Below are 14,880 nucleotides of genomic sequence, written 5' to 3'. Positions count from 1 at the left end.
AACTAATAAAGCAAAGTTTGTGCCAAACCATTCTGTATTAAGTTAATTTTCCAACTATATTGATAATTAAGACTTTGCCAGTAACATTTGCTGCCAGAAAGCCCTTGTTTTTTATTCGTTTGTTTTGAAATAGGACAAGAGAGCCGTTACAATATTGAACACCGCTCTATCCTTGAACATTTATCTACCCTAGCAGGAGACTCCACCCAGATAGCGAATAGCGTATAAATGTAACCTTTCCAGGGGGATGATTCTATGAGAAGAATTCTAATGGTTCTATTTTTTATTACTCTTCTCACTCTACCGCTCGGTTGTGGCTTTAGTGCCGGGGAATCTGCTTCCATGGAAGCCCCCCCTGCCCCGCCCCCACCCGCTCCTCCCGAAACCATTACTATTACAGCGGTGGGTGATTTTCTCATGCATATGCCGGTGATAAGATCGGCTCAATTGGCAGATGGTTCCTATGATTTTAAGCCCATTTTTTCTGAAGTAAAGGGATTATTAAGCAGTTCTGATTTAACCATTGCCAACTTGGAAACAAGGTTGGCAGGAAAACAATTTGGTTATTCCGGTTACCCGGTATTTAATTGCCCGGAGGATCTGGCCTATGATTTAAAGGACTTAGGCGTAGATGTGGTCACCACTGCTAATAATCATAGTTTAGATCGGGGTTGGCCAGGTATTGTTAATACCCTTACGCATTTAGAGTCAGCCGGCCTCTCCCACGTTGGAACCAGCCGGAGCCCAGAAGAAGCAAACCAGGTTTTGATCACTAACGTAAAAAATATTAAGGTAGGTATTCTAAACTATACGGAAAACACCAACGGCATTCCCTTACCCAAGGGGAAAGAGTTTGCCGTGAACCTAATGAAGGCCGAAAAAATATATACTGATATTGATAAGTTACGGTCCCAAGGTGCTGAGATCATCATTGCCTACCTTCACTTCGGTACCGAGTATCAACGACAACCTAACGAGTTTCAACGTAAGTTGGTGCAAGAACTTTTTACAAGGGGCGTAGACATTGTATTTGGTGACCATGTACATGTAATTCAGCCAATAGACTTTCAAAAAGTGCCTGCTGAATCTAACGAAAAAGCAAGTTTCGTGGTCTATTCTTTGGGGAATTTTATTTCTAATCAAACCTGGCGTTATTCCGACTGTGGTTTAATTGTCAATATAGTTTTGGAAAAAAATGCTGGCGGGGTATCGTTGAAAACAGCAGATTATATTCCCGTTTGGGTAGATACCTATAGCCAACAGGGGCAAAAAAAATACCGGGTTTTACCGGTGCAAAAAGCCCTAGAGGATTACCAAGCGAAAACCGACCCCCTACTGGACCGTAACGATTTTATCAAGTTGCAGGAAGTTTGGCAGGACACCACCTCTCTCATTTCTGAAGCCTGCCCTGTAATAGCTCCTAAACAAGTACCTGGCGGAAGCAAACTATAACTAACAAAATCTGGCATAGCAGCCAGATTTTTTTTATTGCCTCGAGTTTGTTCAAAATGCTAACAAATTGTAACACCCCTTTTTGTTTTACATATTATGGAATTAAAAACCGAGGTGAATCTTTATGGGATTAACGGAAATCACATTACAAAAACTACGTATGGCCAACTTACGCCTAAAAATGCTGCTAATTATCATTGTATGTACCTCATTGTTAATTGCAGATAAATTATCGCTGCATCAACCACTGTCATCGGCGATTTTTCTTCCTCTCCATACTAATATAGAATTTTTTTGTGTCTTTGTTGCCCTTTGTACCTTTACAGTGACTTGGTATTCCAACTTAAATAACTGTTGTTATTACAGTTTTTTTATTGGGCTGGGTCTGTTAGCCGTAGGTTTTATTGATTTGTTTCACTTTTACTCCTATGAAGGGATGCCTACTATTTTTGCTCAACCCTGTCCCAATCAGGCCACCCTTTATCATGTTATTGGTAGATATATCATGGCAGTTGTCTTCCTCGTTAGTGTCTACTTTTACAAGAAAGAATGGTGCTACCTTAACAGGTTTAAATACTATTTCCTGGCCGCTACCTTGGGACTGGTGGGCTTTGTTTTAGTAACGGTATCTTATGATGCACAAATATATCCTGCTATGTATACGGCACAAGGTTTGACACAGGCTAAAATCATCTGTGAGTACATTATTATCGGCCTACTGGTTGCCGCGGTAGCCGGCTATCTGTGGTTATATAAAAAGTATATGGATAACTATTTACAACTCATTATCGCAACTTTAACAATCTCTATTTTTAGTGAGTTATGCTTTATCTCTTACGAGAAAGTTTACGACACCACTAATCTGTTAGGCCATATTTTTCGTTTCGCCTCTTATATTTTAATCTACGTAGCAATTTTTATGAACAACGTCAAAAAACCTTACCTGGCTTTGGTAGAGGCCCGGGAAGAACTAGCCAGCGCCAATGACATCTTGGAGGAAAGAGTACGCCAACGTACAAAGGATCTGCAAGAAGCCAATAAACGCTTATCAAAGGCAGCCACCCATGACTATCTTACCGGAGCCATTAACCGGATGGAGTTTTCCCATCGTTTCAGTAAAATGCTAGAGAATTCAAAGGAAGAATCCTTACACTCGGTAATTGCCCTCGACTTTGATTCCTTTAAAAAGATTAACGATACCTTTGGCCATGCCGTAGGAGATGAATGTTTAAAAACCTTTGTCAAGTCAGCCAAGGAAGTAGTTCGTCCAACAGATACGGTTTCTCGCTTCGGTGGAGATGAATTTATGATTCTGTTGCCCAATACGCCCTGGGACGGCGCCAGAGTCGTCGGAGAGAAAGTTAGAAAGCGTCTGGCAGAAGTTGCAGAACCTCCCTTTACCGTTTCCATGGGTATCGCAGAATGGCCCAAAAACGGCCGTAAAGAAAAAGATCTCCTGGCCTATGCAGATGAAGCGCTCTACTTAGCCAAACAAAACGGGAAAAACCGGATGGAGTAGGGAGCAACAAATAGACGAAACTCCTCTACTATGCTATCCTGTAGAAAAAATAGGACAGGGGGAATAGCGTAGTGGAAAGCTTTAAAATCGGACTTTGCCAGATGCAAGTTGATCAATCGAAGGAGCTCAATCTAGCAAGGGCTGCCTCAGCCATCCAAGAGGCAGCCCAACAGGGCTGTCAGTTGGTTGCACTGCCGGAAATGTTCAATTGCCCCTACGGAAACCAGTATTTTTCAAGCTATGCAGAAACATTTCCCGGTGGTAAAACAATAAACCGCCTGTCTCAGATGGCAAAGGAAAACTCCATTTATTTAGTTGGTGGTTCCATACCAGAACAGGAGGATGGTAAATTCTATAATTCCTCCTTTATTTTTAGTCCCACGGGAGACATGCTGGCACGACATCGAAAGGTTCATTTATTTGATATTGATATTCCCGATGGCATAACTTTTAAAGAATCAGATACACTTTCCCCAGGTCATGCCGCCACAAGCTTTACTACACCCTTTGGTCGGGTGGGGGTAGCCATTTGCTACGATATCCGGTTTCCCGAACTAATTCGCACCATGACCTTACAAGGCATTGTTTTACTCATTTTACCCGCGGCCTTCACCATGGTTACCGGTCCTGCTCACTGGGAATTAACCATGCGGGCGAGGGCTTTGGATAACCAAATTTATGTAGCAGCAATCTCCCCGGCCAGGGACAAAAGTGCCGATTTTATTGCCTATGGTCATTCCCTGGTCACCTCCCCCTGGGGTGAAGTAATCGTGCAAGCGGCTGAACAACCCTCGGTCCTAACGGCAACGATAGATCTGAAGATGCTAGCCCAGGTAAGACAGCAATTACCACTGTTGAAACATCGTCAAGTAAAGGTATATCAGGCATAGCCGATTCTTTTTAGAATATCCTTTACTGGAAGGAGGTTTTAACAGTGGCAAAAAAAATTATTGTACTTGATCCAGGCCACGGAGGTAAGGATCCAGGTGCAGTTGGCAATGATTTATTAGAAAAAGAAATTACACTGATGATAGCTCGTAAAGTGGCTAAAAGATTAGGCAATTATGATGTTACTGTACGATTAACCCGGGACGACGACACTTTCCTTTCCCTTGATGCCCGTGCTGCCTTCGCCAACAACGTAAAGGCAGATTATTATCTATCGATCCACGTCAATGCAGGCGGCGGAACTGGCTTTGAGAGCTTTATTTACAACGGCCCGGTGAACTCTGTCACAGGAAATCTCCGCACCGCCCTGCACCAAACCATCGCTACTTTTGTAAAAAGTTACGGCATTGTCGACCGAGGCGAAAAGAAAGCTAACTTTGCCGTGTTAAGACAAACAAATATGCCTGCTTGCCTCATTGAGATGCTTTTTATAGACACAGCGAAGGATGCCGCCTTTTTAAAGGACGATGAATTTATGAGAGGAATGAGCGATGCCATCACCGCTGGTCTGGTGCAAATTTTAAACGTAGAAGCCGTAACACCTGCACCACAACCAACACCGGAGCCTCCTCAACCCTCAACACCCGTCTGGAATCCCCAAGGGGAGATTCAAAAACTAATTGATGCGGGTATTATCTTTAATAACCATCCTGCAGATGCACCGGTAACCTGGGGCGAATTTGCTGCGGTTATTAACAGAATCCTCAATAGTAACAAACAGTAAACAAAACTCTTATGTTAATTGTGTATCGGAAGTGTTATACTATTCCTGGTGATTATAATGAATATAACTACATTGCAAACTTTCATCGCTGTAGCAGAGAAAAAAAACCTTTCACTAGCGGCTCAAGACATTCATATCACTCAACCCGCTATTAGTAAACAATTAAGTGTACTAGAAACACATTTTGGCACTCCCTTGGTAGAACGTAGGGGTCGTGGGGTAAACCTAACCCCTGCCGGTGAAATTTTCTATCGGCATGCCAAAGAAATATTAGACCTATTAAACCGTGCCGATCGGGAAATACGCCAAATGTCTGGAGAGATTCGGGGACGTATGATAATTTGGGCCAGTACCATTCCGGGTCATTATATTTTGCCTCCCATTATTGCTTCCTTTAAAAGGGAACATCCCGATGTGCAGACAGTCTTGCAAATTAGCGATTCCAAAGAGGCTATTCGTAAGTTGTTGGAAGAAGCTGCTCATATAGCAGCTGTTGGTATTCTACCGAACAACAAACGTATTGAGGGCGTTAAATTCTTTTCAGATGAACTGGTGGTCATCGCTCCCCCGGACCACCCCTTTGCAGAGGAATCTGAAATATCCTTAGAAAAGCTAGCCAAGGAACCTTTGGTTTGGCGAGAATTGGGATCTGGCACTCGCTCGGTGGTAGAGACTTATTTAGCCAAAGGTGGCTTACCCTCCGATAAGCTAAACATCGCTCTAGAACTCGGCAGCACCGGAGCCATCGTAACGGCGGTGGAAGCCGGCGCCGGAATTTCCGTAGTATCCCGCTGGGCGGTATTAAAGGAACTGGCCCTGGGCAAAATTGTCACTATTAAAATAAAAGATGTACCGATGGAACGAGATCTCTATTTGGTATATCCCCGCCGAAAAAATAAAAGCCCTATGGTAGAGGCTTTTATAGATTATGCCCTAAAGCAACATCCCCCTGCCTAAGCAAGGGGATTTGTTTTTACACTTGAACTACTTCCTTTACTTCTGGAACAGCCTGCTTGAGCGACCGCTCAATCCCATTTTTCAGGGTATAGGTTGCACCGGGTCAGCCACCACAGGCACCCTTTAGTTTCACCTTGACAATACCGGATGTTTCATCAACATCTACCAGCTCAACATCGCCACCATCTCTTTGTAAAAAGGGACGAACCTGTTCTAGGGCCGCTTTTACTTCTTCACGCATTTATTTCACCCCCTTATCAACAGCCATAATCTAAATATCTCCAGATAAAAAGAAATTTAGTACAAAATACGCTGTTAGAAAAACTTGGCTTCTTTACCTGCCTGTGCCCTATAAGTTATTCCCCTCAGACACGCCAAGTCTTTAGACTTTCCGTTAGGCATAAAAAAACCACAGGTTGGTATGTATCATACATCCCTGTGGTCTTCTAGTAACTAGTCTACGCGAACAACTTCTTTAACTTCTGGAATATGTTGTTGTAAAGTGCGCTCGATGCCATTCTTCAAAGTGTAAAGGGCTCCAGGGCAACTACCGCAAGCGCCTCTTAACTTAACTTTCACCACACCGGTCTCATCCACATCTACAAACTCCACATCGCCACCATCTCTCTGAAGAAAGGGACGAACTTGTTCTAATACTTCAATAACTTTTTCTCTCATTTAGAGTAACCTCCTTCATAAATTGGTTAGTTCACTAGAAATATAGATTCATTGTAAACCATTTTTATATAGCAAACAAGGAATTAATTTCCATATCGTTGCTAGAAAATTAATTCTTCGAAAAAAATAGAAAAAGCTGATGGACCATGGTAAAAAAAGAAAGTGGCACAAAAAATAGTTTTTGCTCCACTCCCTTTATAATTCGTTATTGAAGAGTTATATTGATCAAGCAATGGTTGGTTCGGTCTTCCAGTTGTTTCATAGTGTCTATTTGCTTTAAAAGTGCTTGGTTCAAATCAGCAAGCTGTCTTTCCAATTCTTGACTGGGCTCACTGGTTAGTTTAGTCTGTAGCTCCCCTTGCTCAGCCTTCAGACGTTCTAACTCCGCCTTTGCTGTTTGGTGCTGAACGCTTACGTCCTTTTCAGTGGGCAAATAGGATAAGACACCACCCAATTTTTGCAAAGCACCAATAACCCGTTCAAAGCTTTGCCGAGGAACCTTTATACCAATGGAACCACTATCTTGAGAACCTAAATAGGTACCTCCATTATCCAGGGCAATAGATCCTACGGATTTTAAGGCAGCCTCAATATCTACAACATCCAACCTCAAGCTAGCGCTAACCACTGCCATCCCGGTACTAGGCTTCGGCACATAACCTTCCACCTGCTTTTTAACTGCTTCAGTTATCACGGGAACGGTGGCATTCCCCTGCTGGGGGTCGGGTTGTTTCACTCCAGAGCCTTTACTATTGACCGCACTCTTGGAACCGCTTGCTCCTGGTTCACTTGACTGCCCCACCTGGGAGGGCTGTTGCTCTTTCACGACAGGGGGTTCTTTACTTGCTTTCTGTGGTTCATGAACAGCTACTACACCCTTAGGCTTTTGTTCCAAAGGAAGAAACTGCACACCTTCTTTCTCCCATAGAGAGGTAATGCCTACAGCCATGGCCATAACGGCAGCTACAGCAACCACACGATACCAAGAACTCCTGGCAATACCGGTTACACGATCAAAAATATTTTTATCTTTAGAACTACCCTGTTGGGAAGGCAATTGATCGATTTTCTCCATCAGACCAACTCTAAATCCGGTTGGCGGAGCAATCAGAGGTAATTCCTTAAGCATGCCAATGCAAGCCCTGAGTTCTTCTAACTCAGCGCTACATTTAGGACAACGAGCCACATGCAACCGAACAGCCTCCCGCTCTTCAGTGGCAAGTGCCCCATCTAGATATGGAGATAACAATTCCATAACATCTTGGCAACGCACGGGAACATCCCTCCTTACTTTGCTAGACGTTTACAAGGGGATAGAGGTTCCATCTGTTTGCTGATTTTCTCCTTTAATGCTTGCCTGGCACGACTCAACCGAGATTTTACAGTACCCAAAGAACACCCTAAGATTTCTGCAATTTCTTCGTATGCCAGTTCTTGAATCTCCCGCATAATCAATATGGTGCGATAATCATCATTCAGACTATCCAGACATTGCTGGATCATCACCTGTGTTTCACTACGGTCTAGCATTTCCTCAGGACCTGGTGCTGTGCTTCGTATCTCGTATGTATAGTTATTCCCATCACTATTATTATCATCCAGGGATACGGTTGGCCTTCTTTGCCTTTTTCGTAGTTCATCCCGGCACACATTGACTGTAATGTGATAAATCCAGGTGCTAAAACTAGAGTCACCCCGAAAATTAGGCAATGCCTGATATATTTTAATAAAAGCGTCCTGTGCTAAATCCGCAGCATCAGCATGGTTTCCCATTAATCTGTAGGCAATGGTATAAACCTTTTGTTCATACAATTGAACCAGGTGTTCAAAGGCTTCCCTATCACCTTTTTTACTGCGCTCTACTAACAACTGATCTTCCAGGGGCAAGGGTCCCCCTCCTCTACCAGTTTTTACTTACAGAGTATTATACACAAATAGTTTCCAATTAGTTAAAAGAAACTTAAAAACCCTGCGTTTAGTAAATGTTCTACATCTACTATTAGAATCCTTTAGCTAATAAAACCCATGTTTGGTACCCATCACCACAAAAAAAATACCATGTCATAATTATGACTGAATAACTCCTTCTTTTGTAACAGAAAATATGATTTTATACAATTTTTTTTGAGGCTATATTTGAAAAAAAATATGATTTTAGACTTGAAAGTTTCTTTCTGTTTTCGTATAATGAACAAGCAGTCAAAATTCATGCCGAAGTGGCGGAACTGGCAGACGCACTGGACTCAAAATCCAGCGGTGTAACAACCGTGTGGGTTCGACTCCCACCTTCGGCACCACGCTAAAGACTACAAGATTCTGGCTATTAATTAGTCAAAAATCTTGTAGTCTTTGTTTTTTCACTAAATTTCCTAAGTTTTAGATCATCCTTACTCAAAGCAGGCCAAATGAACATAGTATACCTTTTTGATTACCTACATGTTTTCTTTAAATTACCTGACTTAATTGAAACGACTCCACTATCGTGATTAAATTTAGGATTGGGATTACAGATGATCATCTGTAATTTTGAGTGGCAACCACACTCCCAAAACCTAAGGGTGAAGCAAACGGTACACTGTACTAATCTTTGTCCCACTTCTTTAATAGCCATAACTCCCTGGCCTTTGATGATCAATAGATCAGGCTCCTCCATACCGGAGCAAGGCTGAGGCTTTTTGGGACAATAAACCTCGATGCTTTCCGGAATGGCCAGCAAAATAGCTGAAATAGCATGGCTTCCCCCTTTTTTACATAAAGTATATTTTAAAGAGTGGGGCGCTTCCTTATCGCAACTGGGGCATACGCTACTCTCTACAGAAGCAATCCCCCCATAGAATATGTCAGACTTATTAGTCAAACATCCCTCTCCAAATCCTGTTAAGATGCAATCGAATTTGCCTTTAGGTTCTGCGGGGGAAGAACAGGGTGGCTCGGAAAATTGCGGTCTCTGATGAATTAGGCTAATAATATTTTCAAGTTTTTCTTGCAGGAGCATTTGCAGCTTAGTTGTACTTCGTATAACTCTTTCGACTCCCTGGTTAACTTCTTGGATATCTTTAATGGACACTGATTTATTTATTTCTGTGTTTAGTACATACTGAATTTTTTCTCCTTCAGCATTAATAATATGCGCCAGTCCCATCTCTTCTAGAGCGATGGAAGCCAAAAGCATGGTAAGTGCTTCCTCACGGTCTATGGTAATGATAGGCGTTATATTGGGGATATTGGGCAAAGACATTAAGCATCCTCCCTCCAGACATATTTAAAAATCCTATCCCTTGAATACTCGGACAGAGTACTTCTTCTTTTTCGTCTAGATTGCTTACTCTTTCTAGCAGTATATGGAGAGAGGCTGCAACAGAAAAATTCCTGACAGCAGCCTCAATTAAAAAGAAATTCTTAGTTACCATTTATAACTAACTGAGACGGATCATCATGAGAGAAGCCCCCGCTGAACCTCCCAACAAAGTGGCCAGCCCCACAAGCCCGAACAGTTGCAGCGACACCGTAGCTCCAACTGCTAAATCGATAACAATTTCATTGGCATAATTTGATAAGGCTACCACCGGCGATACTATTGAAGCGGTATTAGCCGAACCGTTAATCAGCAATCTGGAACTCGTCAAAAGAGCAGCGGTGGTGTTGATATGATAGGAGATACGGTAGCGGCCTGCCGTATTTATTGTAAAGACAGTATTGGCACCGTTAACGCTAATATCGGGAGAAAGTAGTTGTGCATTGGGCAGAGAAATGGAGGTTCCTCCCAGTAAAACACTAATAACGGCTCCCGTAGTATTGGCTGCAAAGCCCGCGGTAGCCGTGGGGTTCGGTCCTGGCGCACCGATCACACCGGTCGGTCCGGTGGGTCCGGTGGCTCCTGTCGATCCAGTAGCCCCCGTAACGCCTGCGATTCCAGTAGACCCACTGGGTCCAGAGGCACCCGTAGGACCGGCGGGACCGGTAGCCCCCGTTGCTCCGGTAGCTCCGGTGGCTCCTGTGGGGCCCGTCGCGCCGGTTGCCCCACCGGCACCATTTGCACCTGTAGGACCTACTGCACCGTCAGCACCCGTCGCCCCAACAACTCCGGTAGGACCTATCGCACCCACGGGGCCAGTGGCACCGGTAGCTCCCGTAGCTCCGGTAGCCCCGGTGGCACCGCTTGCACCAGTGACCCCTGTGGGACCTTCGGCGGGTCCAGTGGCTCCTGTGGGTCCGGTGACTCCGGTAGCTCCGGGCAATACGGGCGAACTCAATGCCGTATTGGCTTTTGATTTTAAGAACAACTGGTTGTGAGCAATACTATTAAGCATCTCATGTACACTATCATTAACAGCCATAATGTCGCTGATGGTTGCAAAATCACCCGTTAATCCAGGAAGAGTTCCTAAAATAAACTGAAGATTCTCCCCTTCCGCATTGATTATATGGCTTAAGCCAAGCTCTTCCATCGCAATCGATGAAATAATTAAATTAATTGCTTCATCCCTTGTCAGGGGAGGACTAATGGTGGGAATATTGGGCAGTGACATAATGTAACGGCCTCCTTTCAATAAATACTACGATTACTGTTTTAGCTCAAACGGGTAATCATTAACGAAGCTCCTGCCGCACTTCCCAGCAGAATAGCTGTCGTCAGTAGTCCAAACAGTTGAAGTGTTACGGTTGCTCCAGCCGTTAAATCAATCAAAATTTCATTGGAAAAGCTTGCTAAATTTAGCAGTGGTGCTACCGTTGATGCTGTATTGGGTGAGCCATTTATGATCAGCCTGGAACTTATAGCCAATGTAGCGGTTGTATTAATATAGTAAGATATTCGATAGCGACCAGTTGTATTTACAGTGAAAATAGTATTCGTGCCGTCAACGGTAATATCCGGCGGAAGGATCTGGCTGCTAGGAAGCGGTACCGGTGTACCGGCCACTACTACCGAAATAGACGCTCCCGTGGTATTTGCGGCAAAAGCAGTTGTTGCCGTTACATTGGTTCCGGTTGCCCCGGTTGGTCCAGTAGGACCAGTGGCTCCAGTAGCTCCTGTTGCCCCGGTAGCTCCCGTTGCTCCGGTTGCTCCGGTGTCCCCTGTGGCTCCGGTTGCCCCGGTGGGCCCAACAGAACCCGTGGCTCCCGTTTCCCCCGTTGGTCCAGTATCACCAGTCGGTCCCACTGCCCCTGTTACACCCGTTGCGCCGGTAGCTCCGGTAGGTCCGGTTGCCCCGGTGGCTCCGGTAGCTCCTGTAGGCCCAACGGCCCCGGTGGCTCCAGTAGGACCTATCGCCCCAATAGCCCCGACGGCTCCAGTTGCTCCGGTAGCACCAGTGGCACCCATTGGACCTCCGGCAGGTCCGGTAGCCCCCGTAGGTCCGGTGGCTCCGGTAGGCCCCTGCATAATGGATGAGTTAAGAGCAATTTGCATCTTTGAATTTAATAATAACTGGTTTTGCACAGCACTTTCCAATGTATTACGAACACTGTCATTAGCAGCAAGAACATCTTGGATTGTTGCCGGGGGACTGCTGACTCCCGGGATAGTTCCTAGAACATATTGCAGTTTTTCCCCTTCGGCATTGATAATGTGACTTAAGCCAAGTTCCTCCATAGCTATGGAGGTAAGCAGTAAATTAATTGCATCATCCCTCGTGATGGGAGGGCTTATCGTAGGAAAACTGGGCTGCGACATGGTGAGTGCCTCCTTTTTATGTGATCTATTATAAGTAGTCAGTACATAATATGGGATTCTTACCAGCTTGCTCCGAAAAATCATTTAACTATTATTAATAATAAGGATACTAAAACTATTTTTAACTTAGTGTAAGCAATCTTTGCTGTGCTTCTTTATGGTCTGGGTATTGACTGACTGTTTGGGTATACGCATTGGCAGCTTCTTTGCGGTTCCCCAATTTTTCATAGCATCTCCCCATAAAATACCAGGCCTGGTATCCTCCGCAGCCTACCAGGGTGAGATATCCTTGAACCTGTTTTTTTCCCAGTTCAAGGCAGTGTTTAAACACCAGAATGGCTTCTGCAAACATCTCCCTGGCAAAAAAAATCAGACCTTTGTAAAAATGAAGATCCACGTATTCCGGGTAGAGAGCTATAGCCTTTTCAATACCCGGCCACGCCCCCTCAAAGCTTCCCAGAGTAATCAAAATATCATATTTCAACTTATATAATAAGGACGGGGGAATCTGCTTTCTCCCAAGAAATCGCCCAATGGAAAGGTTCACCTGATTAAAGGCTTCTTCATAGTTCTTCGCACGATAATACTCACTGGCAATATGGTAATCAATCCATGGACTGTACTCTGGATGTTTCCTTTCCTTTTCCAGCATAAAGAGATTTCTTTTGTTTTTTTCCTTTGCTTCAGTAACATAGTCCATATAACCATAATGATGGATTGTAGTAGACGGCATTATTTCCGCTTGGCCGGCTTTCCGGATTTCATCCACATCCAGGTATTCATGGATATTTCCTATGAATTTAATGCCTTTATGGTTTCGGAACAGCCTGTGGCTGGCAAACAAATACGCCCTGTTTAAATCCGCTGGTAGCTTGCCATAGTAGTTGACAAGAGGAAGCAAAAAAAGGTTCTTTTCTACAGACTGAAGCGCTTTCCGAAATTCTTGGATATTTTCAACCCTCAGTTCCTCATCGGCATCCAGCCATAATATCCATTCCCCCGATGCTCTCTCAATGCTAAAATTCCGAGCTTCAGCAAAGCTTTCCGTCCAAGCAAAATCATATACCTTCGCAGGATATCTACGACAAATTTCTTTTGTTTTATCAGTAGAGCCGGTATCCACGATAACCACTTCATCCACTACCCGTTGTACACTGGTAAGACACCTTTCCAGCCACTCTTCTTCATTTCTTACAATCATGCATAAGGAGACAGAGAAATCTTTTTGCATAATACCCCCCCGCAACCATACATTGCAGCCAATCATGAAAATACAAAATCCTATTATAATGTATGTTTGCTTCCTATAGTCTGGTTACCAACCAGTCTTTATTGATTTCTCTTAAACTAAGCACTTGTTAATGGTAACTAGAATAATAATGAATAAAGTACGAAAAGTTGGGAGTAAAAGCTATGATCACCATTAGCCTTTGCATGATTGTTAAAAATGAGGAAGCGGTGCTGGGGCGATGCCTGGATTCCGTAGCAAACCTGGTAGATGAAATCATCATCTTGGATACCGGCTCTACCGACAGTACAAAATCCATTGCCGCTCAGTATACCAACCAAATATTTGATTTCAATTGGATTGAAGATTTCTCTGCTGCCCGTAATGCTGCCTTCACTAAGGCAACCATGGATTACATTCTTTGGTTGGATGCAGATGATGTTTTAGAAACTGACGACCAGATGAAATTTGGAACATTAAAAGAAGATCTTGATACCACCGTGGATTCGGTAACCATGAAGTACCATTTAGCCTTTGATGAAGACGGCAATGTATCCTTTAGTACACGACGCAACCGTTTAGTAAAGAGGGCAAATAACTTTCAATGGATCGGTGCGGTTCACGAATATCTCGAAATATGGGGTAATATTATGCATAGTGATATTGCCATAACTCATAAAAGCCTTCATCATGACAGTGATAGAAATCTAAAAATATATGAAAAACGTTTGGAGCAGGGAGAAGAGTTTTCTCCACGGGATCTCTACTATTTTGCAAATGAGCTGCTGGATCACCAAATGTATGAACGGGCTGCTACCTTTTATGAAAAATTCCTTTCAGAAGGCAAAGGATGGGTTGAAGATAATATTTCAAGCTGTGGCAAGCTGGCTGATTGCTATCATGCTTTAGGCGACTATGAACAGGAACTGCAAGCCGTTCTGCGTTCCTTTCGTTACGGCAGTGCGCGGGCTGAATTTTGCTGCCGTCTGGGCTATTATTTTATTGACCAGGGTGATTTAACCTCAGCAATTTTTTGGTATAAGCTTGCTACACAAGTAGGACGGCAGGAAAACCACCCAGGATTTTTAAATCCTGCATTTTCTACCTGGCTGCCACACCTGCAGTTATGCGTATGCTATGATCGTTTAGGCATGCACAAGCTGGCCTATCTTCACAATGAGGTAGCCCGTCAATACCGTCCCAAGGATTGCAAAATATTACAAAATCAAAAATTCCTGGAAGCCTTGCTACAGGAGAAAAATGATCTAGTCAACAAAAATTAAATTACTGTAATCTTTAAAAGTTTAATTGTATTGCTGTAGTTAAAGCGAAAAGCCAAGCGGGCTATGAGTGTAGTGAACCAGGAAAAATAGACATTGAAAGAAAAAGCCTCCAGTCGTAGGATAGAAACTACGATTGGAGGTTTTAGCGTGTCAGGAAAAAAAGGGATGCCACGATACAGCGAGGAAACAAAGGAAACCGTGATTAGGGCATATAGACAAGGAGTTAGCATTAATTCTCTGAGTAAAACTTATGGAATCAGCAGATATGCGATTCAAAGCTGGTGTGGATTGCGCAAAGAGGTGGAACTTCGTCATGCAGCTCCGCTGCCGAAAGGTCGTCCTAAAATGAAGCCGGAAACGCAGGCGCAAATCATAAAGCGCTTGACCATGGAAAATGAATTACTGCGAAATTTTCTC

Annotated in this window: 15 protein-coding genes and 1 tRNA gene; 8 read left to right on the top strand and 8 right to left on the bottom strand. The window is 43.7% G+C overall.

All coding sequences use genetic code 11. The features are described from left to right. Positions 1–255 precede the first annotated feature (255 nt). The 5 genes from BUA78_RS18385 (at position 256) to BUA78_RS18365 (ending at position 5,600) form a co-directional block, all read left to right on the top strand. The gene (locus tag BUA78_RS18385; RefSeq protein WP_072917478.1) at positions 256–1,452 is read left to right on the top strand and encodes a CapA family protein; all 1,197 of its coding nucleotides are present in this window, start codon (positions 256–258) and stop codon (positions 1,450–1,452) included. A gap of 124 nt (positions 1,453–1,576) precedes the next feature. Beyond that, positions 1,577–2,971 carry a sensor domain-containing diguanylate cyclase gene (locus BUA78_RS18380; protein ID WP_072917476.1) on the top strand — a complete coding sequence of 465 codons (1,395 nt, stop codon included), beginning with the start codon at positions 1,577–1,579 and terminating at the stop codon, positions 2,969–2,971. A gap of 71 nt (positions 2,972–3,042) precedes the next feature. Then, on the top strand, positions 3,043–3,861 hold the full coding sequence (locus BUA78_RS18375; protein ID WP_238456872.1) for a carbon-nitrogen hydrolase family protein: 819 nt from the start codon (positions 3,043–3,045) through the stop codon (positions 3,859–3,861). A gap of 44 nt (positions 3,862–3,905) precedes the next feature. Then, the gene (locus tag BUA78_RS18370) at positions 3,906–4,643 is read left to right on the top strand and encodes an N-acetylmuramoyl-L-alanine amidase family protein (protein WP_072917473.1); all 738 of its coding nucleotides are present in this window, start codon (positions 3,906–3,908) and stop codon (positions 4,641–4,643) included. 57 nt (positions 4,644–4,700) lie between these two features. Further along, complete coding sequence (locus BUA78_RS18365; protein ID WP_072917471.1) at positions 4,701–5,600, top strand: selenium metabolism-associated LysR family transcriptional regulator; 900 nt, start codon at positions 4,701–4,703, stop codon at positions 5,598–5,600. Between the two features lie 16 nt (positions 5,601–5,616). On the opposite strand, the gene BUA78_RS19970 is transcribed toward BUA78_RS18365, so the two are convergent. The 4 genes from BUA78_RS19970 to BUA78_RS18340 all read right to left on the bottom strand — a co-directional run bounded on the left by BUA78_RS19970 (position 5,617) and on the right by BUA78_RS18340 (position 8,165). Then, on the bottom strand, positions 5,617–5,841 hold the full coding sequence (locus BUA78_RS19970; protein ID WP_175549077.1) for a NifU family protein: 225 nt from the start codon (positions 5,839–5,841) through the stop codon (positions 5,617–5,619). Positions 5,842–6,053: 212 nt separating this feature from the next. Continuing rightward, positions 6,054–6,278 (bottom strand): NifU family protein, encoded by a 225-nt coding sequence (locus tag BUA78_RS18350; RefSeq protein WP_072917466.1) that lies wholly within the window; start codon positions 6,276–6,278, stop codon positions 6,054–6,056. Between the two features lie 205 nt (positions 6,279–6,483). Further along, positions 6,484–7,551: a zf-HC2 domain-containing protein gene (locus BUA78_RS18345; RefSeq protein ID WP_072917464.1), complete on the bottom strand. Its 1,068-nt coding sequence runs from the start codon at positions 7,549–7,551 to the stop codon at positions 6,484–6,486. 14 nt (positions 7,552–7,565) lie between these two features. Next, positions 7,566–8,165 carry a sigma-70 family RNA polymerase sigma factor gene (locus BUA78_RS18340; RefSeq protein ID WP_072917462.1) on the bottom strand — a complete coding sequence of 200 codons (600 nt, stop codon included), beginning with the start codon at positions 8,163–8,165 and terminating at the stop codon, positions 7,566–7,568. 323 nt (positions 8,166–8,488) lie between these two features. Here BUA78_RS18340 and BUA78_RS18335 point away from each other — a divergent pair. Next, a tRNA-Leu gene (locus BUA78_RS18335) sits at positions 8,489–8,575 on the top strand. A gap of 131 nt (positions 8,576–8,706) precedes the next feature. On the opposite strand, the gene BUA78_RS20380 is transcribed toward BUA78_RS18335, so the two are convergent. From BUA78_RS20380 to BUA78_RS18315, 4 genes are all read right to left on the bottom strand, one after another. Then, on the bottom strand, positions 8,707–9,516 hold the full coding sequence (locus tag BUA78_RS20380; protein WP_072917459.1) for an alpha-helical endospore appendage domain-containing protein: 810 nt from the start codon (positions 9,514–9,516) through the stop codon (positions 8,707–8,709). A gap of 178 nt (positions 9,517–9,694) precedes the next feature. After that, positions 9,695–10,807 (bottom strand): BclA C-terminal domain-containing protein, encoded by a 1,113-nt coding sequence (locus tag BUA78_RS20935; RefSeq protein WP_072917456.1) that lies wholly within the window; start codon positions 10,805–10,807, stop codon positions 9,695–9,697. 41 nt (positions 10,808–10,848) lie between these two features. Further along, positions 10,849–11,952 (bottom strand): BclA C-terminal domain-containing protein, encoded by a 1,104-nt coding sequence (locus tag BUA78_RS18320; protein WP_072917454.1) that lies wholly within the window; start codon positions 11,950–11,952, stop codon positions 10,849–10,851. Positions 11,953–12,073: 121 nt separating this feature from the next. Further along, on the bottom strand, positions 12,074–13,183 hold the full coding sequence (locus tag BUA78_RS18315; protein ID WP_072917451.1) for a glycosyltransferase family 2 protein: 1,110 nt from the start codon (positions 13,181–13,183) through the stop codon (positions 12,074–12,076). 182 nt (positions 13,184–13,365) lie between these two features. Between BUA78_RS18315 and BUA78_RS18310 the strand changes: the two genes are divergently transcribed. Together BUA78_RS18310 and BUA78_RS18305 are read left to right on the top strand one after the other, a co-directional pair. Beyond that, positions 13,366–14,463 (top strand): tetratricopeptide repeat-containing glycosyltransferase family 2 protein, encoded by a 1,098-nt coding sequence (locus BUA78_RS18310; RefSeq protein WP_072917448.1) that lies wholly within the window; start codon positions 13,366–13,368, stop codon positions 14,461–14,463. 147 nt (positions 14,464–14,610) lie between these two features. Continuing rightward, on the top strand, positions 14,611–14,880 hold a 270-nt coding region (locus BUA78_RS18305; protein WP_139257453.1), incomplete at its 3' end, for a transposase.

It is taken from the genome of Desulforamulus aeronauticus DSM 10349, assembly GCF_900142375.1.
Classification (GTDB): Bacteria; Bacillota; Desulfotomaculia; order Desulfotomaculales; family Desulfotomaculaceae; genus Desulfotomaculum; species Desulfotomaculum aeronauticum.
Note: the sequence above shows the minus strand (reverse complement) of the source record. Positions and strands in the feature narration are given on the sequence as shown.